Raw genomic sequence first — 16,153 nt, 5'->3', positions numbered from 1 at the left:
TAAAGGACGACGAAAATGGCGAACCCCACCGGACGCATCACCCAGGTCATCGGCGCCGTCGTCGACGTGCAGTTCGACGGCCACCTGCCGGAAATCCTCAACGCGCTCGAGACCACCAACCAGGGCAATCGCCTGGTGCTCGAGGTTGCCCAGCATCTGGGCGAGAACACGGTCCGCACCATCGCCATGGACTCCTCCGAGGGTCTGGTGCGCGGCCAGGCGGTGACCGACACCGGCGGCCCCATCATGGTTCCGGTGGGTGATGCCACCCTCGGCCGCATCATGAACGTCATCGGCGAGGCCGTGGACGAGCTCGGCCCGGTGGTCGGCGAGACCAAGCGCGCCATCCACCAGCCGGCGCCTTCCTATGCCGAGCAGTCCACCGAGGCCGAGATCCTGGTCACCGGCATCAAGGTGGTGGACCTGCTGGCCCCCTATTCCAAGGGCGGCAAGATCGGCCTGTTCGGCGGCGCGGGCGTGGGCAAGACCGTGCTCATCATGGAGCTCATCAACAACATCGCGAAGGCGCACGGCGGCTATTCCGTGTTCGCCGGCGTGGGTGAGCGCACCCGTGAGGGCAACGACCTCTATCACGAGATGATCGAGTCCAAGGTGAACGTGGACCCGCACGAGCACAATGGCTCGTCCGCCGGCTCCAAGTGCGCCCTGGTCTATGGCCAGATGAACGAGCCTCCGGGCGCCCGTGCCCGCGTGGCGCTCACCGGCCTGACCGTCGCCGAGCACTTCCGCGACCAGGGCCAGGACGTGCTGTTCTTCGTGGACAACATCTTCCGCTTCACCCAGGCCGGCTCGGAAGTGTCCGCTCTGCTGGGCCGCATCCCCTCCGCGGTGGGCTATCAGCCGACGCTGGCCACCGACATGGGCGCCCTGCAGGAGCGCATCACCACCACCACCAAGGGCTCCATCACCTCGGTGCAGGCCATCTACGTGCCGGCGGACGACCTGACCGACCCGGCGCCGGCCGCCTCGTTCGCCCATCTGGACGCCACCACCGTGCTCTCGCGCTCCATCGCCGAGAAGGGCATCTATCCGGCGGTGGATCCGCTCGACAGCACCTCGCGCATCCTCTCGCCCATGATCCTGGGCGAGGAGCACTACAATGTGGCCCGTCAGGTTCAGCAGACCCTGCAGCGCTACAAGGCGCTCCAGGACATCATCGCGATCCTGGGCATGGACGAGCTGTCCGAAGAGGACAAGCTGGTGGTGGCCCGCGCCCGCAAGATCGAGCGCTTCCTGAGCCAGCCCTTCCACGTGGCGGAAGTCTTCACCGGCTCGCCCGGCAAGCTCGTCGACCTCGCCGACACCATCAAGGGCTTCAAGGGCCTGGTGGAAGGCAAGTACGACCACCTGCCCGAGCAGGCCTTCTACATGGTGGGTTCCATCGAGGAAGCCATCGAGAAGGGCAAGAAGATGGCCGCCGAGGCGGCCTGATCGATCCGGGAACCCCGAATGGGGGTTCCGGTTCTAGGACAAGGACGGCCGCGCCTGCCGCGCGGCCGCGTCCGGTGCCAGGGGCGGATCGATCCGTTGGAGATCGGCGCCCGGCCCGGCAAGGTGACGGCGGATTGAGAGGCAGACATGGCCAACTTCACGTTTGAGCTCGTTTCGCCCGAGCGGCTGATCTTCTCCGGCCAGGTGGACAGCGTCGATGTCCCCGGCTCCGAGGGTGATTTCGGCGTGGGCGCGGGTCATGCGCCCTTCATCGCCACGCTGCGGCCGGGCATCCTGACCATTCACGGCCAGGGCGCGGCCAAGCGCATGTTCGTGCGCGGCGGCTTTGCCGAGGTGAACGGCGCCGGCCTCACCGTTCTGGCCGAGCGCGCCACACCCGTGGAAGAGATCCACCTCGACCAGCTGCGCCAGCTCATCAAGGACGCCCAGGAAGACCTGGCGGACGCCCGCTCCGATGAGGCCAAGACCAAGGCCCAGACCCAGCTCTCCGACCTCCAGCAGGTCCTGGACGTGCTGACCCTGCAGGGCGGCACCGCCCACTGAGGCGCACCCGCCGGGGCTTTTCGGCCCAGATACGAAAAGGGGAAGGCCTGCGCCTTCCCCTTTTTGCGTTTCAGGACCCCGCACCGCCCCTCGCCGGTGGCTGGGCGGAGGCGCGACAGGGATCGCTTGAGCGCTTCATGCAACATGCGCCAGCGATCCAACTCTTTGTTCGAGAGCACGTCCCTCCCGCGAACCGGGGGCCGGTTCGCTCACAAGGGCTCCGGACGCAAAGCGTCCTTTCCCGGGGCGCGCCCCGTCCGGTGTCACAGGTCCGAGGTCACACGGAGAAGCGGCGGAACTCGTTGGCCACGCGCTCATAGACCGGCCGCTTGAAGGGCACCACCAGCTCCGGTGCCCGGTCCAGGCTCTCCCACCGCCAGGCCATGAACTCAGCCTTGTGGTGGCCGCCGCCGGGCTTGAGGATCTCGATCTCGCCCTCGTCGCCGGTGAAGGCGAAGGCGAACCATTTCTGGGTCTGGCCGCGAAACTTGCCGCGCCAGGCCTGGCCGACGATGCGGCCGGGGATGTCATAGGTCAGCCAGTCCTCGATCTCGCCCAGCTTCTTCACGGAGCGGATGGATGTCTCCTCGTAAAGCTCGCGCAAGGCGGCCTCATAGGGATCCTCGCCCTTGTCGATGCCGCCCTGGGGCAATTGCCAGGAATAGGTCATGTCCACATGCTCGGGGCCACCGGCCCGCTGGCCCATGAAGACGTGCCCGGCGCGATCGAAGACAGCGATGCCCACGCAGGGGCGATAGGGGAGGTCATCGGGCGAGCGCATGGCGGGGGATCCTCAGATGAAGCACTTGGGCTCCAGATAGCAGATCCCGCCGGCGCGCGCGCGGGGCGTGCGCCCCGCGCGGCCGGTCTTGCCCGTCATGGCCTCAATGGGTGAGGGCGCGATGGTGGGGGAGGGCGGTGGAGCCCCAGGCGCGCAGCGAGGCCCAGGTGCGCCGCTCCAGCTGGAAGCGGTCCACCGGCACCGAGGCGCCCAGCGCCTTCACCCGGCACAGGCCCACGCCGCACCACTGGAAGGCGCACTTCTCAAGCACACGCCGGGAGGCCGGATTGACCACGCGGGCGGCGCCGAGAATGCGGTCGTGATCGGTCTCGGAGAAGACGAAATCGATGATGGCGCGCACCGCCTCGGTGGCGATGCCGCGCCCCCAATGGGGCTCGCCGATCCAATAGCCGATCTCGGGCGCGCTCTCGCCCTTGCGCTGGCCGAAGCCGCACATGCCGGCGAAGGCGAAGCCGCCTTCCTGCTTGAGGAAAATGGCGAAGGTGATGCCGTTGGCGGTGGCGGCCAGCGTGTCGACGAAGGCGCGGGCGTCCGATGGGCGATAGGGATGGGGCAGGTTCGCGGTCATTTCCGCGATCCGGACATTATTGGCAAGGGCAGCAATGGCGGGCACGTCCTCGACCCGGGGCATGCGGAGCACGAGCCGCTCGGTTTCGAGGACGGGGATACTGCTCTCCTGGAGCAGGACCTGCGACGGGCATTCGACGATGGTCATGGCTGGCTCCTTGCCTCAAGGGTCGTGGGACCGTGCGGACAAAACAAAACCGGGGAGACTGCCCGTCTCCCCGGTTTCATTCAGGAGCCAATGACACCCATGTCAGGCTCCCACCGGTTCGACGAGACCGGCGGGACCCTGCATTTTCAGGTCTCGCCGCTTATTCGGCCGCCTCAAGGGCGGGGACAACGGATACGAAGGTTCGGTCGTTGGCTTTGGTGCGGAACTCGACTTTGCCCGGAATGAGGGCAAACAGGGTATGGTCCTTGCCCATGCCCACATTGCTGCCGGGATGCCATTTGGTGCCGCGCTGGCGCACGATGATGTTGCCGGCAATGACCTCTTGGCCGCCGAACTTCTTCACGCCAAGGCGGCGGCCGTCGGAGTCGCGACCGTTGCGGGACGAGCCGCCTGCTTTCTTATGAGCCATCTGAGCTCTCCAATCCTAAGATCAGGCGTCGGCAGCGGCCTCGACGGCCGGCGCGTCCTGGGTGGTCTGGGCAGCCTTGGCGCTTTCGCCGCCGGGGCCGGTGATCTCGGTGATGCGCACCACGGTCTGCTCCGCGCGGAAGCCCCGCTTGCGGCGCGAATTCTGGCGGCGGCGCTTCTTGAAGGCGATCACCTTGTCGCCGCGGGTCTGTTCCACCACCTCGGCGGTGACGGTGGCACCGTCAACGAGGGGGGCACCAATGACCGTGGCCGCGCCGGCCACCATGAGAACCGGGAAGGACACGCTCGCGCCGGCTTCGGCCTCGATCTTGTCCACCGTGATGACGTCGTCGGCGGCGACGCGATACTGCTTACCGCCTGTCTTGATGACCGCGAACATCTTGTCTCGCTTTCGTGTTCAGCCAAGCCTCGAAGGGCCGGCTTCTTTCGGTCGGGCTGGGATATGGGGCGCATGTCCCCACGCGAAGGGTGTCCCCTATCTGCGGGAGGCCTTTTTGTCAATGCGAAAAGGCCGGGGCTGCCTTGCGTCAATGCCGGCAAATCCTGCCCGCCTGCGGCTTCCGGTCTCACTTTGGCATCGCTAAAAGGAGTCCAACACAGGGGGATATCATGCGTGACAAAGAGGCCGGCATGCCGGACGAGGTGCCGTCCATCCGCACCATCGCCATGCCGGCGGACACCAATCCCAATGGCGACATCTTCGGCGGCTGGCTCATGTCGCAGATGGACCTGGCCGCCGGCAATGTGGCCACCCGCCGCGCGCGGGGCCGCGCGGCCACCGTGGCGGTGGAGGCCATCACCTTCCTTGGCCCGGTGGCGGTGGGCGACGAGGTGAGCCTGTTCGCCAAGCTGACCAAGATCGGCCGCACCTCCATGCGCATCGAGGTGGAGGCCTGGCGCCGCGAACGGGCGAGCGAGGAGACCTTCAAGGTCACCGAGGCCACCTTCACCTTCGTGGCCATCGACGAGGTCGGCCGACCCCGCGCCATTCCGGTGGAGTGAGCGTCAGGCCGGCTCCGGGGCCGCGGCGGCTTCGGCGATGGCCTGCGTGATCTGGCGCAGGGTGCCCGCATGGGCGGCGATGGCTTCGTCCAGCGACAAGGCGGAGCGGATCCAGATCATGGACACCACCGCCGCCAGCCGCCCCTCCATCAGGACGGGCGCGGCGATGCTGGAGGTCTTGGGGCGGAACTCGCCGCCATCGCGCACGCCGAGGCACCGGCGGCGCACATCCTCGATCATGCGCGTGAGCCAGGCCTCCTCCAGGAAGGGCTTGTCCTCCGGCTCGTCGAGCCGCCGCAGATGGTCGAGAATCATCGCCCGCTCCTCGGGCGCGCAGAGCGCCAGATAGGTGCGCCCGGCGGAGGTGCGCAGCATGGGCAGGCGATAGCCGATCATGCCCCGGTCGATGGAGAGCGGCGAGCGGGTGTGGGTGGTCTCCTGGATCACCATGGCCGCGTTTTCATAGACGGTCAGGTCCAGCGGCCAGACGAGCTTCGGGCCGAACGTGCCGAAGACGGGGCCGGCGGCTTGGCAGACCCGCGAATGGGCCGCATAGCCGTCCCCAAGGCTCGCCGCGAGGCGCGTCACCCGCACCTGGGCGGAGGAGGCGGAGAAGGAGAGATAGCCCTCTTCCTCCAGCGTCTGGATCAGCCGGTAGACGGTAGGCCGGGGAATGTTGAGCGCCCGCGCGATGGACGAGGCGCCGGCGCTGCCCACCGCATTCACATAGCGCAGCACCGCGAGGCCGCGGCTCAGCGCCCGCACGCTCTCGCTTTTGTCCTGCGGCTCCTTGTGCAGGCCCGCCGGGCGGGGCGCCGCGTCGGTCTCGTCCATGGCTGGTCCGTTCGGCCGAGGGGATCGACCCATGCGATGAACCGCCCCCGTCGGCCGAACGTCAAGCCCGGTGCCGTGGCGACAGGGATTCGGGCGCCCTCCGGCGTTCCGCCATCCCAAGATGCGCACCGGCCGGGAGCGACACGCCCCGGGCTGGTGCCGTCGCCGCCAGTGAAGGCCGCGACCGTTTCGGGTGAGTGGCCCCGGCGACCGTTGGATCAGGCGGCCGAGGCGTGGGTCGGCCGATAGGGGGCAAGGGCCTGGGAGAGGGCGGCCAGGTCCGCCGCATCATCGGCCGCGCCGGCCACATAACGATCCGGCCGCACCAGGAGCGCGGAGGCGTCCGCCTCGTCCAGCAATGTGGCGAGGGCCGGCCCATCGGTCTCGGTGAGGACGGCGATGCCCGCCTCGGTGAAGCCGCGCCGCACGCCTTCGCTGGCGGCCCGCCACAGGCTCTCGCGCACCAGCAGCGCGAAGCCATAACCCACGGCATCGTCGAGCCGCCGGCCATCGGCGAGACGCGGCTGGGGAATGCGCTGGCCGGCGCGCTCCGCCCGCCCGGCGGCAAGGCCCGCGCCCAGTTGCGGCACCCGGCTTTTCAGGCGGGCCACCCCGTCTTCGTCGCGGAAGGCGCTGGCGAGTGCCGCCTCGGTGTTGCAGGTGTTGATGAGGCCGCCGAGGCGCATGGCGGTCTCAATATAGGCGCGGGCGTCGGGCGCGCGCTCGCTCTGATAGGTGTCGAGCAGGGCATCGGCCGCATGGCCGTTCACCACCGCCTCCAGCTTCCAGGCAAGGTTCGCCGCGTCCCGCACCCCCGAGCACATGCCCTGGCCCATGAAGGGCGGAGTGAGGTGGGCGGCATCGCCCGCCACCAGCAGTCGCCCGGCGCGCCACTGGCGGGCCACGGCGGAATGGAAGGTATAGACGGCGGCGCGCTCCACCTCCGCCTCCTCCGGCTTGAGCCAGGGGGCGAGCAGCTCCCACACCTTGCGGGGCGTGGTCATGGTGGCGGCGTCCTCGTGCGGGTGCACGGTGATCTCCCAACGCCTGCGGTCGCCGGGGCCGCGCACATAGGTGGCGGGGCGGGCGGGGTCGCAATATTGGATGGTGTGGTCGCCCAGCTCCGGCTTGTCCCGTCGCAGCATCACGTCCAGCACCAGCCAGCGCTCATGGAAGCCGAGATCCTCCAGGGACGATCCCATGAAGCGGCGCACCAGCGAGCGGCCGCCATCGCAGCCCACCACATAGCGGGCGCGGACCTTGCGGGGCGTGCCGGTGCCCAATTCCTCGTAGCGCACCTCGACGCCCGCGCCGTCATCGGTGAAGGCGAACACATCGCAGCGGGTGCGCACCTCAACAGAGGGGAAGCGCGCCAGCCCGGCGCGCAGGATGCGCTCCAGGTCCGGCTGGTGAAAGCGGTAGCTGGCCTGCCAGCCGAGCGGGCTCTCGCCCTGCGGGCGGGGCCAGTCCAAAAGCAGGGCGCCCTGCGCATCCACGAAGCGCATGCCGGGATTGCAGCGTGTGGTGGGCTCGATCTCATCCGCGAGGCCGATGGCCTGGAAAACGCGCATCACCTCGTCGTCGAAATGCACGGCGCGGGGCAGATGATAGGCGTTGGTCTCGCGCTCCAGCACCAAGGTGGAGACGCCCTTCTGCCCCAGCAGATTGGCCAGGCACGCCCCCACCGGGCCGAGGCCCACGATGGCAACGTCGAAGATGTGGTCGGTATCGGTGAGCGTGGACATTTGGTCCCTCGCGGATGTGACGGGAAAAAAGGGGGCTCAGCCGGGGACGTGGCCGTAGAGCCAGGGGCAATCCACCACCGCCGGGGCGCGGACGCCGTTGGCAGCGGCGTCGAGCCGCATCTGGCGCAGCCGCGCGCGGGGCTCTTCCGGCAGATAGAGCCGCTCATGGCCCCAGAAGCTCGGCCCTGCAAAGGTCTCGTGGGGCTCCCAGGTGGCCGGATCGATCACCCGTCCGCCCCAGCCATTCTCCACGAAGAAGCCGGAGGGCGAATGGGCGTAGAAGGAGGTCATGTAGTCGTTGGTGTGCCGGCCCAGCGTGTAGGCGACACGGCCCTCCTGCAACTGGGCAAGGTCATAGCCCTGGCCCACGTCGTCCAGGTTCTTGAACTCCACCATGAAGTGGTGGAAGCCGGTCTGGCCCGAGCCCACCATGGCGAAGGAATGGTGGCGGCCATTCACATGGAAGAAATAGAGCGGATAGGGGGTCAGGCCGTAATCGGAGACGTGGAAGCCCAAGAGGTCCCGATAGAAGGGCAGCAGCGCCTCGATGCGCACGGCGTGCAGCACCGCATGGCCCATGCCCAGGGCGCCGGTGTTGAAGCCGGAAATGGGCCGGCCGGGCACGAAGGGATCTTGCGCCCGCATGGGGTTGAAGAACAATTCCACCCGGTTGCCGTCGGGATCGTCGAAGACGATGAGGTCGTCCACGAAGCGCTGGTCGGCGAGGGAGCGCGTGCCGCGCCTGACGGCGACGCCGGTCGCCTCCAGGCGGGCGCCGAAGAGGTCGAGATCATCCTGGGCCTCCACCTCCCAGCCGATGGCGGCCAGCGTCGAGCCCGGCTCATTGGCGACGAACAGGCGCTGGCGCTGGTCGTCCATGCGGAAGGTGGCGTGGCCGGAGGTGACGTCCACCGCCTGCATGGCGAGGAGGCCGGAGGCGAAATCGCGCCAGTCCCTCATCTTGTCGGAGCGGATGCCGAGATAGCCCAGTGCGATGACGCCCACGGGTGGGTCCTCCAAAAGCAGGAAGTCGGGTGCGGGGTGAGGGGCGCGCGGGCCATTGGCCGGTCCGCGCGCAAGGGGGTCAGGGATGCGGGGCGCCAGCGGCGGGCAGTTCGGTGCCCAGGGTCTCGGAGGCCGGCACGCTGTCGCGCCTTGTGATGTGGAAGCTCGCCCAGAAGCTCAAGGCGGCGCACAGCGCGATATAGAGCGAGGGCGCGGCAGGCATCTGGGTGCGCTCGATGAGCATGGTGGCGGCCAGCGGCGCGAAGCCGGACAGGATCGTCACGCTCACATTGTAGGACAAGGCGATGCCGGAAAAGCGCACCTTGGTGGGGAAGAGGTTGGCCAGAAGCGAGGGCCAGATGCCGCTCGCCAGCGAGAAGACCAGCGACAGGAGGCTGAGCACCAGCACCACGCTGGCATGATTGGCCAGCATCATGAACAGCGGCACCACGCTCACCACCATCAGCGCCGAGCCGACGCGCAGGATCTGCTTGCCGGGCACATGGTCCCCGGCCCAGCCGGCGATGATGAGGCCGATGGAGGACACCACCAGCGCCGAGGTCATGCCCAGCGCCACTTCGGGCGCCGCATAGCCCAGCGAACGCACCAGGAAGGCGGGCATGAAGCCATAGAGCAGGCCGTTGAAGCCCGCGATGATGGCGGCGATGCCGGCGGCCACGATCAGCGAGCGGCCATGGTCGCGCACCAGCTCGCGCAGGGGATGGCGGGAGGCCTTGCCGTGCAGGTTCACGAATTCCGGGGATTCCTCCAGCTTGCGGCGCAGCGCGAAGGAGACAATGCCGATGACGCCGCCGAACAGGAAGGCGATGCGCCAGCCATAGGCCGCAACGTCCTGGGGCGGCAGGGCATATTGGATGCCGAGATTGACCAGGGTGGCGATCAGCACGCCCACATTCACGCAGAAGATGATGAAGCCGCAGGCAAGGCCCGCCCGACGGGGCGCCGCCTCCACCGCATAGGTCACCGCCCCCGGCAATTCGCCGCCAAGGCAGATGCCCTGCACCAGGCGGAACGCCACCAAGAGGAGCGGCGCCGCAAGGCCCCAGGTGGCATAGGAGGGCAGGAGGCCGATGGCAATGGTGGCCAGCGTCGTCAGGCCCAGGGAGGCGATGAAGACCGGGCGGCGGCCATAGCGGTCACCCAGGCCCCCGAGCAGCACGCCGCCGAGCGGCCGCGCCAAGAACCCCAGCGCCAGCACCGAGAAGGACAGGATGAGCGACACATAGGGGTCGCTGGTGGGGAAGAATTGGGCCGAGATGTATTGGACGAAGATGCCGTAGATGATGAAGTCATAGAATTCCAGCGAGCCGCCGAGGCTGGCCAGCATGATGATGCGCCACTGCGCGCGGCTGAGCCGGGGCGCGGGAGCGGCGGATGGGGTGGCGATGGCGCTCATGGTCCTCAGGCCCTCCGTAAGCCTTCTTGATGGGCGGGGAATCGGCAATGGGGGATCGTTCGCCCGGCGGGTCCGCGCCGGACGGGGAGACAGGGACCCGTCGGGGCGCCGGGAGTGACCCGGAGCGCGCGACTGGCATGGAACCCGCCGGCGGCGCGCGTCGCGGTGAAGACGGCGCCGGGGCGTGGCGGGCGGGATCTGGGCGTCGGGAATGCGATCGGGCGTCCGGCGCGCCTCTCCTGACGGGCGGGCACGCGGGCGCCGGGGGCGCGAGGTCGGCTCGGGTGGGGATCTGCCGGTGCAGGGCGACCGCCCCACGCGGCCACGTCAGGTCACCGTGACCTTAAGGGACCCCAGCGCCGTCAGGGCCAGATGGGCGTGGGGGCTTGGCCGCCATCAGGGCGCGGAGTGGATGTGCCTCGGTCTCATGGGTTCCTCCCGTGTTTCTTATCTGTCCGAGATAGGCCCCTGCGACCGCATGCAACAGCGGAAAACCCCTCCTGTCCGCCTGGCGGACAGGAGCCTGCGTCATTCCGTACACGCCAGCGGCCGCGGGACCTGCCAAGGCGAGGCTTGATCCAGGGCGCCGCCACGGCCAAGGTCCGCCGTCTTCTGTTTCGTGCCCGAGCCCCCTCGCGATGCGCCTGCCCGTTCCGTCCGCCGTCCTGTCCGCTGCGCTGCTTCTCACGGCTGCGGCAGCCCCAGCCTTTTCGCCCGCTCTTGCCGCCGATCTTTCCACCCCTGCCGCCGCTGTCACCGTGCCTCCGCCCATGGTGGATGCGGCCAAGTACCAGCTGACCCTTTATGGCTGGGCGACAGCACTGAACGGCCATACGGGCGCGCGCGGCTGGCCGGCCGCCAATGTGGACATTTCCGCCATCGACGCTTTGTCCAATCTGGACGGGGCCGTCATGGGCTCGTTCATGGTGAAGAAATCCGACTTCACCTTCCTGATGGACGTGGTCTACGCGAACCTCTCCACCAGCTCGACGGTGGGGCGCGACGGGGCGAGCTATGCCAGCGTCGGCATCAAGCAGGCCATCATCTCCGGCCTCCTGGGCTATCGCCTGCCGGTGGGCCTGCCGCAGAATGTGGATCTGAGCGCCACGGTGGGCTTCCGCTACCAGCATCTGTCCGGCGACTTCCAGCTCCAGACGCCGTTCTTCGGCCTGCCGCTCAGCACCAGCGGCAACCAGGACTGGGTGGACCCCACCATTGGCCTGATGCTGAACTATGCCATCACGGACAAGTGGTACATCAATGTCATCGGCGATGTGGGCGGCTTCGGGCTGGGCTCGAAGATCACCGCCCAGGGCTTTGCGTCCGTGGGCTATATGTGGACGCCCAATCTGTCCACGGCGGTGGGCTACCGGGCCATCTATACGGACTATGTGAACAACGGCTTCGTCTATGACATGACGCAGCACGGCGTCTTCCTGTCCGTCGGCTATCATTTCTGAGGCGAACGGCAGGCCGCCTCACCAGCGCAGCAGGCGCCCGCCCAGGAGGGCGCCGAGGCCGGCCACGGCCAGGATGGCGAGGCCGTACCAGGTCAGCACGAAGAAGGCGGAATCGTCCGGGCAGTGGAAGGCATAGACGGCGGCGCCGAGCCCTCCGGCCAGGAAGCCCGCGGCCGCGCCCGCCTCCACGGGCCGCGCCGGGGCGCCGCGGCGCAGCGCCACCAGGGCCGCGCCCAGCACGGGCAGGGAAAGCAGCGGCACAAAGGCCAGGCAATAGGGCGCGAAGCGGCCGATGAGGCCGGGCATCCAGGTGCGCTCCGGCGTCGCCAGCATTTCCCCCGCGCAGCCGAAAAGCGCCAGGGCCAGCGGCAGCAGGATGACGGCCCAGGAGGGCCGCCGCGCGCCGGGTCGGGCAAGGCGCAGCGCGAGCGCGCCGGCCGAGGCCGCCATGGCCAGCGCCACGGCGAATTTCAGCGCGATGCGGGGCTCCATCACCAGTCCGGCGAGGCCCGGCCGCACATTGAGCGTGAGCGCGAACAGGGCGGCGGCGCCCGCCAGCCCGGCCACGAGCGCGCCCGCGAGCCCGGCTTCGAGGCTCGGCCCGGGGCGGGGATCGGCGGCAAGGGCTCGGATCAGGTCGTCGGTCTTCACACGCGTCATCCTATTCTTTTTCTTCGCCGCGCAGGCGTTCGGCCAGGCGGGCGAAGGCGCGGTGCAAGTTCACCCGCACGGCGCCGGGCGTGAGCCCGAGGCGGCTCGCCGTCTCGCCCACGGAGGCGCCCTCCACCGCGATGGACGTGAGCACATCGCGTTGGCGCGGCGGCAGCATGGCGAGATGGCGCTGCACGTCGCGGTCGTCGGTGCCGGGTCGGTCCTCCTGCGCGGGGAGGGTCTCGGCGAAATCCTCGATGGGCACTTCCACCCGCCGCCCGCGCCGCCGCAGATGGTCCACGAACTTGTTGCGGGCGATGGTCCACAGCCAAGGGCCCAGCGGATCGGACGACCGCCAGGTGTGTCGCTTCAGATGAACCGCCAGCAGGATCTCCTGCACCACATCCTCGCTCTCGCCCACCCCCAGTCCGATGCTGGAAAAGCGTCGGCGGACGGCCGCGCGCAACGCCGGCGCCAGTTCGCGCAGGAGCTGCTCATAGGCTTGCTGGTTGCCGGCAAGCGCATCCCGCATGCCCTGCGCCCAGCGCCGCTCGCGATCGTCCATCCAGCTTTCCCAAACGTCAATTCGCGCGACGAGGCCCCGGCGTTACATCCGCCCGCCCCCCTCTTGTTCGTACCGCACGGCCCGCGAATGGCAACGGCAAAGCCGCAGCCCCGGAAGGCGTCGCCCTCCGGCCGGTCAGGAGGCGTCGGCTGCCCCCGCCTTGCGTGCCCTGAAGCGGCTCACCTTGTCGCGGTTTCCGCACACGCTCATGGTGCACCAGCGGCGGCGGCCGTTGCGGCCCTGGTCATAGAAGACCATGGAGCAGGCCGGGTTGGCGCAGTGCTTCAGGCGCTCCGGCTCGAAGTCGCAGAGGAAGCGGGCGAAGTCGAGGGCAATGGCGGCTTCGATGCCGCCGGCCTCCTCGGCCAGGGCATAGCGGTCTCCCGCCACGGCGACGCGCGGGCGCACATGCACATGGGCGAGCGCCCGGTTGGCGGCGTCCGCAATGTCGGCGCGCGGCGCGCCGTCCTGTGCCAGATCATCGAACAGGCGGCGCAAATCCGCGCGCAGGCCGAGCACGGCCGTGTGAGTCTTGCCAAGCGCGGGCGGCGCCGGCGGCTGCAGGCGGGCCAGCACGGCCCAGAGCGCCAGGTCGTCGGGCGTGGCGATGAGGTCGCGTGGGCCGTCCTCGGTCACCGGCGTGGTGTTCAGAAGGTCGATCCACAGCCGCCCGCCCAGGAACGGCACGCCATCGCGAAAATCCCCCTCCGCAGGGGATGGGGACGGGGTGGGGGTGATGGGCGGCGGGGCTTTGGGCATGGGGGCTCCGGCGGCGGGCGGGCGCCTTCCGCATCTAGGATGCGCCCCGCCCCGGCGCAAGCTCGGCCGGCGGGGCCAAGCCCCCGCCGGCCGGTCCTTGCTTCAGCGCACGGTACGATCGAGGAAGGCAAGCGTGGCGGCGCCGATCTCGTCCACATGGGTCTCAAGGGCGAAGTGCCCGGCCTCAAACAGATGTACCTCGGTGTCGGGGATGCAGGCCTTCACGTGATCGACGCCCGCGAGCGTAAAGAAGGGGTCATTCTTCCCCCACACCACCAAGGTGGGCGGCCGGCGGGCGCGCAGATATTCGGCGAAGGCGGGATAGAGGGCCACATTGTCCTGGTAGGCGTGCAGCAATTCCAACTGGATGGCGTCATTGCCGGGCCGGTCGAGGCCCGCCTGGTCGACGACATAGCTTTCCGGGGCCACCCGCTCGGGCCGGGAGGCGCCGTGCAGATATTGGAAGCGCGTGGTGTCGGCCGTCAGCAGGTTGCGCACGGGGGCCTCGGTCTCGGCGGTGCGGTTCTCCCAGAAGGGGGCGATCTGGGCCACCACGTCGGGGTTCCAGCCCTCCACATTGGCCACCGCATTCTGGAAGATGAGCCCGCGCACCCGCTCGGGGCGGCGCAGCGCCAGGCGCAGGCCGACCGGGCCACCATAATCCTGCATGAACAGCGCGTAGTGCGCCGCGCCCACCGCCTGGGTGAAGCCCTCGATCACCTCGGCGAGGCTGGCGAAGGAATAGGGAAAGGCGTCCGGCGCCGGCGCGGACGAGGCCCCAAAGCCCGGATAATCGGGCGCCAGCACCCGGTAGCGGCCAGCCAGAAGGGGAATGAGCTCCCGGTACATGTGGGAGGATGAGGGGAAGCCGTGAAGCAGCAGCACCACGGGGGCATCGGCGGGGCCGGCCTCCCGATAGGCGATGGTCAGGCCGTTTACGGTCACGGTGCGGTGGAGGGCGCGCGTCGACGCTCCCGCGGGAGAGGCAGGCATTGGAAAATCTCCTCGTGTGGCAGAGGGGCGCCCGGCCGTTTGCGGCCGGGCATCAGCCCAGTGATGGAGCAGGGATAGGGGTGAAGGGGGTAACCTGTCAATTATAATTTTATTGGTTACTCTCGACCTCCTACACCAACGCCTCCAGTCGCACCCGCAGGCGCGGCACGGCGAAATCCACGAAGCTGCGCACCTTGGCGGCGGCAAGGCGCGCCTCGGGATGCACCACATGCACCGGCATGGGCGGCGGCTCGAAGTCCTCCAGAAGAAGCCGCAACCGCCCGTCTTTCACCGCGTCCGCCACCTGGTAGGACAGGACGCAGGTGATGCCCCGTCCCTCGATGGCGGAATCGATGGCCGCTTCCGCGCCCGTCACCGCAAGGCGCGGGCGGATCTCCACCGGCCCCCGCCCCCGGCCGGTGGGAAAGGCCCAGCCCTGGCCTTCCGAAATCTGGCCGAAGGTGATGCAGGGCAGGCCCGACAGGTCGTCGGGCGTCGCGATGGGGGGCAGGCGCTCCAGCAGCGCAGGGCTGGCGCAGACCACCCGGCGCACCTCGCCCACGCGGCGCGCGATGAGCCCGGAATCCGGCAAGCGGCCGATGCGGATGGCCACGTCCATGCCCTCGTCTACCAGGTGGACCATCCGGTCGAGCAGCAGGAGACGCCCTTGCACCTCGCCGTGGGCATCGAGGAAATCATCCAGGATGGGGCGCACATGGCGGCGCCCGAACACCGCCGGCGCGGTGAGGGTGAGCACGCCGCGCGGGGCGAGGTGCTCGCCCGAGGCCTGGGCGAAGGCTTCGTCGTAATCCGCCAGCAGCCGCCGGCAGGCGATGAGGTGGCGTTCGCCCGCCTCGGTGAGATGGAGCGCGCGGGTGGTGCGCCGCAGGAGGCGCGTGCCCACCTGCTCCTCCAGGTCCGAGAGGGCACGGGAGACGGCGGTAGGCGAGCGCCCCAGGCGCCGGGCGGCGGCGGCGAGGCCACCCGCATCCACGGCCAGCACAAAGGCCCGCATGGCGTCGATCCGGTCCATCTCCGTTTCCCTTCGTGCGAGATCCGCAAGAATGTCTTGCGGCTTATGTTCATTCTACGCAGCAATGGGCGCGGATATTTCATGGCGCACCGGCCAAATCGGCCGCTCCATGAAAGGAATGAAGCCATGACCCGCATCCCCGGCGTCGACCCCGCCACCGCCACGGGCCGCAGCGCGGAGCTGCTCGGCGCCATCAAGGCCAAGCTCGGTGTGGTGCCCAACCTTTATCGCGTGGTCGCCCATTCGCCCGCCGTGCTGGAGGCGACTTTGGCCTCCGGCGAGACGCTCAATGGCGGCGTGCTCACCGCCCGCCAGCGCGAGGCCATCGCCATCGCCACCGCCGAGGCCAATGGCTGCGATTATTGCCTCTCCGCCCATGTGCTGCTGGGCCGGGGCGCGGGCCTGACCGAGCCGCAGATCGCTGCCGCCCGCCGCGGCGCGAGCGGCGATGCCACCTTCGACGCGATCATCGCCTTCACCCGCGCCGTGCTGGAGACGAAGGGTCATGTGAGCGATGTCGAGATCGCGGCCGTGCGCGCCGCCGGCCTTGGCGACGCTGCGCTGGTGGAGATCGTGGCGCAGGTGACGCGAAACATCTTCACCAATTATCTCAACCATGTGGCCGGCACCGAGATCGATTTCCCGGTGGTGCGCACTGCCGCCTGAGCGGCGTTCGACCCAACGGGGCGGCCAGGATGCCGCCCCG

18 protein-coding genes are annotated in these 16,153 nt (G+C 69.1%); 5 read left to right on the top strand and 13 right to left on the bottom strand.

Features of this window, described 5'->3' with window-relative positions; all coding sequences use genetic code 11:
• The first annotated feature begins 15 nt into the window (after positions 1–15).
• A complete protein-coding gene (gene atpD, locus ACT54L_RS21070; RefSeq protein ID WP_476087603.1) occupies positions 16–1,452 on the top strand; it encodes a F0F1 ATP synthase subunit beta in 1,437 nt (478 codons plus the stop codon).
• 147 nt (positions 1,453–1,599) lie between these two features.
• Positions 1,600–2,016, top strand: coding sequence for a F0F1 ATP synthase subunit epsilon (locus tag ACT54L_RS21065; protein WP_476087602.1), 417 nt, complete (start codon positions 1,600–1,602; stop codon positions 2,014–2,016).
• Between the two features lie 277 nt (positions 2,017–2,293).
• Here ACT54L_RS21065 and ACT54L_RS21060 read toward each other — a convergent pair whose 3' ends face one another.
• From ACT54L_RS21060 to rplU, 4 genes are all read right to left on the bottom strand, one after another.
• The gene (locus tag ACT54L_RS21060; protein WP_476087601.1) at positions 2,294–2,797 is read right to left on the bottom strand and encodes an RNA pyrophosphohydrolase; all 504 of its coding nucleotides are present in this window, start codon (positions 2,795–2,797) and stop codon (positions 2,294–2,296) included.
• A 103-nt stretch (positions 2,798–2,900) separates the two neighbouring features.
• Positions 2,901–3,533: a GNAT family N-acetyltransferase gene (locus ACT54L_RS21055; protein WP_209099143.1), complete on the bottom strand. Its 633-nt coding sequence runs from the start codon at positions 3,531–3,533 to the stop codon at positions 2,901–2,903.
• A gap of 160 nt (positions 3,534–3,693) precedes the next feature.
• A complete protein-coding gene (rpmA, locus tag ACT54L_RS21050) occupies positions 3,694–3,963 on the bottom strand; it encodes a 50S ribosomal protein L27 (RefSeq protein WP_476087599.1) in 270 nt (89 codons plus the stop codon).
• Between the two features lie 21 nt (positions 3,964–3,984).
• Positions 3,985–4,362: a 50S ribosomal protein L21 gene (gene rplU, locus ACT54L_RS21045; RefSeq protein ID WP_476087598.1), complete on the bottom strand. Its 378-nt coding sequence runs from the start codon at positions 4,360–4,362 to the stop codon at positions 3,985–3,987.
• Positions 4,363–4,592: 230 nt separating this feature from the next.
• On the opposite strand from rplU, the gene ACT54L_RS21040 reads away from it, so the two are divergent.
• Positions 4,593–4,985 carry an acyl-CoA thioesterase gene (locus tag ACT54L_RS21040; RefSeq protein ID WP_209099149.1) on the top strand — a complete coding sequence of 131 codons (393 nt, stop codon included), beginning with the start codon at positions 4,593–4,595 and terminating at the stop codon, positions 4,983–4,985.
• A gap of 3 nt (positions 4,986–4,988) precedes the next feature.
• Here the strand turns inward: ACT54L_RS21040 and ACT54L_RS21035 are convergent, their stop codons facing one another.
• From ACT54L_RS21035 to ACT54L_RS21020, 4 genes are all read right to left on the bottom strand, one after another.
• Positions 4,989–5,819 (bottom strand): DNA-binding transcriptional regulator, encoded by an 831-nt coding sequence (locus tag ACT54L_RS21035; protein ID WP_476087597.1) that lies wholly within the window; start codon positions 5,817–5,819, stop codon positions 4,989–4,991.
• Between the two features lie 218 nt (positions 5,820–6,037).
• Positions 6,038–7,564, bottom strand: a complete 1,527-nt coding sequence (gene mhpA, locus ACT54L_RS21030; RefSeq protein WP_476087596.1) for a bifunctional 3-(3-hydroxy-phenyl)propionate/3-hydroxycinnamic acid hydroxylase MhpA — start codon at positions 7,562–7,564, stop codon at positions 6,038–6,040.
• A gap of 36 nt (positions 7,565–7,600) precedes the next feature.
• Positions 7,601–8,569: a VOC family protein gene (locus ACT54L_RS21025; protein ID WP_476087595.1), complete on the bottom strand. Its 969-nt coding sequence runs from the start codon at positions 8,567–8,569 to the stop codon at positions 7,601–7,603.
• Positions 8,570–8,648: 79 nt separating this feature from the next.
• The gene (locus tag ACT54L_RS21020) at positions 8,649–9,986 is read right to left on the bottom strand and encodes an MFS transporter (RefSeq protein ID WP_476087594.1); all 1,338 of its coding nucleotides are present in this window, start codon (positions 9,984–9,986) and stop codon (positions 8,649–8,651) included.
• Between the two features lie 638 nt (positions 9,987–10,624).
• Here ACT54L_RS21020 and ACT54L_RS21015 point away from each other — a divergent pair.
• Positions 10,625–11,446 carry a hypothetical protein gene (locus ACT54L_RS21015; protein WP_476087593.1) on the top strand — a complete coding sequence of 274 codons (822 nt, stop codon included), beginning with the start codon at positions 10,625–10,627 and terminating at the stop codon, positions 11,444–11,446.
• An 18-nt stretch (positions 11,447–11,464) separates the two neighbouring features.
• Here ACT54L_RS21015 and ACT54L_RS21010 read toward each other — a convergent pair whose 3' ends face one another.
• The 5 genes from ACT54L_RS21010 to ACT54L_RS20990 all read right to left on the bottom strand — a co-directional run bounded on the left by ACT54L_RS21010 (position 11,465) and on the right by ACT54L_RS20990 (position 15,447).
• A complete protein-coding gene (locus ACT54L_RS21010) occupies positions 11,465–12,106 on the bottom strand; it encodes an NrsF family protein (RefSeq protein ID WP_476087592.1) in 642 nt (213 codons plus the stop codon).
• A 1-nt stretch (position 12,107) separates the two neighbouring features.
• Entirely contained in the window at positions 12,108–12,662 is a 555-nt protein-coding gene (locus ACT54L_RS21005) for a sigma-70 family RNA polymerase sigma factor (protein ID WP_476087591.1), read from the bottom strand.
• Positions 12,663–12,797: 135 nt separating this feature from the next.
• Positions 12,798–13,421: a CGNR zinc finger domain-containing protein gene (locus ACT54L_RS21000; RefSeq protein ID WP_476087589.1), complete on the bottom strand. Its 624-nt coding sequence runs from the start codon at positions 13,419–13,421 to the stop codon at positions 12,798–12,800.
• A gap of 102 nt (positions 13,422–13,523) precedes the next feature.
• Positions 13,524–14,414, bottom strand: coding sequence for an alpha/beta fold hydrolase (locus tag ACT54L_RS20995; RefSeq protein ID WP_476087588.1), 891 nt, complete (start codon positions 14,412–14,414; stop codon positions 13,524–13,526).
• Between the two features lie 130 nt (positions 14,415–14,544).
• Positions 14,545–15,447 (bottom strand): LysR family transcriptional regulator, encoded by a 903-nt coding sequence (locus ACT54L_RS20990; RefSeq protein ID WP_476087587.1) that lies wholly within the window; start codon positions 15,445–15,447, stop codon positions 14,545–14,547.
• Positions 15,448–15,573: 126 nt separating this feature from the next.
• Between ACT54L_RS20990 and ACT54L_RS20985 the strand changes: the two genes are divergently transcribed.
• Entirely contained in the window at positions 15,574–16,113 is a 540-nt protein-coding gene (locus ACT54L_RS20985) for a carboxymuconolactone decarboxylase family protein (RefSeq protein ID WP_476087586.1), read from the top strand.
• Positions 16,114–16,153: the final 40 nt, after the last annotated feature.

The sequence above is a fragment of the Aquabacter sp. DMC10 genome, assembly GCF_056314145.1.
This window is presented reverse-complemented; position numbering and strand designations above follow the sequence as displayed.

Bases quoted from the DNA above. Each gene is read 5' to 3' on its own strand.
- atpD (WP_476087603.1), top strand. From the start codon at position 16: ATGGCGAACCCCACCGGACGCATCACCCAGGTCATCGGCGCCGTCGTC.
- ACT54L_RS21065 (WP_476087602.1), top strand. From the start codon at position 1,600: ATGGCCAACTTCACGTTTGAGCTCGTTTCGCCCGAGCGGCTGATCTTC.
- ACT54L_RS21060 (WP_476087601.1), bottom strand. From the start codon at position 2,797: ATGCGCTCGCCCGATGACCTCCCCTATCGCCCCTGCGTGGGCATCGCT.
- ACT54L_RS21055 (WP_209099143.1), bottom strand. From the start codon at position 3,533: ATGACCATCGTCGAATGCCCGTCGCAGGTCCTGCTCCAGGAGAGCAGT.
- rpmA (WP_476087599.1), bottom strand. From the start codon at position 3,963: ATGGCTCATAAGAAAGCAGGCGGCTCGTCCCGCAACGGTCGCGACTCC.
- rplU (WP_476087598.1), bottom strand. From the start codon at position 4,362: ATGTTCGCGGTCATCAAGACAGGCGGTAAGCAGTATCGCGTCGCCGCC.
- ACT54L_RS21040 (WP_209099149.1), top strand. From the start codon at position 4,593: ATGCGTGACAAAGAGGCCGGCATGCCGGACGAGGTGCCGTCCATCCGC.
- ACT54L_RS21035 (WP_476087597.1), bottom strand. From the start codon at position 5,819: ATGGACGAGACCGACGCGGCGCCCCGCCCGGCGGGCCTGCACAAGGAG.
- mhpA (WP_476087596.1), bottom strand. From the start codon at position 7,564: ATGTCCACGCTCACCGATACCGACCACATCTTCGACGTTGCCATCGTG.
- ACT54L_RS21020 (WP_476087594.1), bottom strand. From the start codon at position 9,986: ATGAGCGCCATCGCCACCCCATCCGCCGCTCCCGCGCCCCGGCTCAGC.
- ACT54L_RS21015 (WP_476087593.1), top strand. From the start codon at position 10,625: ATGCGCCTGCCCGTTCCGTCCGCCGTCCTGTCCGCTGCGCTGCTTCTC.
- ACT54L_RS21010 (WP_476087592.1), bottom strand. From the start codon at position 12,106: ATGACGCGTGTGAAGACCGACGACCTGATCCGAGCCCTTGCCGCCGAT.
- ACT54L_RS21005 (WP_476087591.1), bottom strand. From the start codon at position 12,662: ATGGACGATCGCGAGCGGCGCTGGGCGCAGGGCATGCGGGATGCGCTT.
- ACT54L_RS21000 (WP_476087589.1), bottom strand. From the start codon at position 13,421: ATGCCCAAAGCCCCGCCGCCCATCACCCCCACCCCGTCCCCATCCCCT.
- ACT54L_RS20995 (WP_476087588.1), bottom strand. From the start codon at position 14,414: ATGCCTGCCTCTCCCGCGGGAGCGTCGACGCGCGCCCTCCACCGCACC.
- ACT54L_RS20990 (WP_476087587.1), bottom strand. From the start codon at position 15,447: ATGGACCGGATCGACGCCATGCGGGCCTTTGTGCTGGCCGTGGATGCG.
- ACT54L_RS20985 (WP_476087586.1), top strand. From the start codon at position 15,574: ATGACCCGCATCCCCGGCGTCGACCCCGCCACCGCCACGGGCCGCAGC.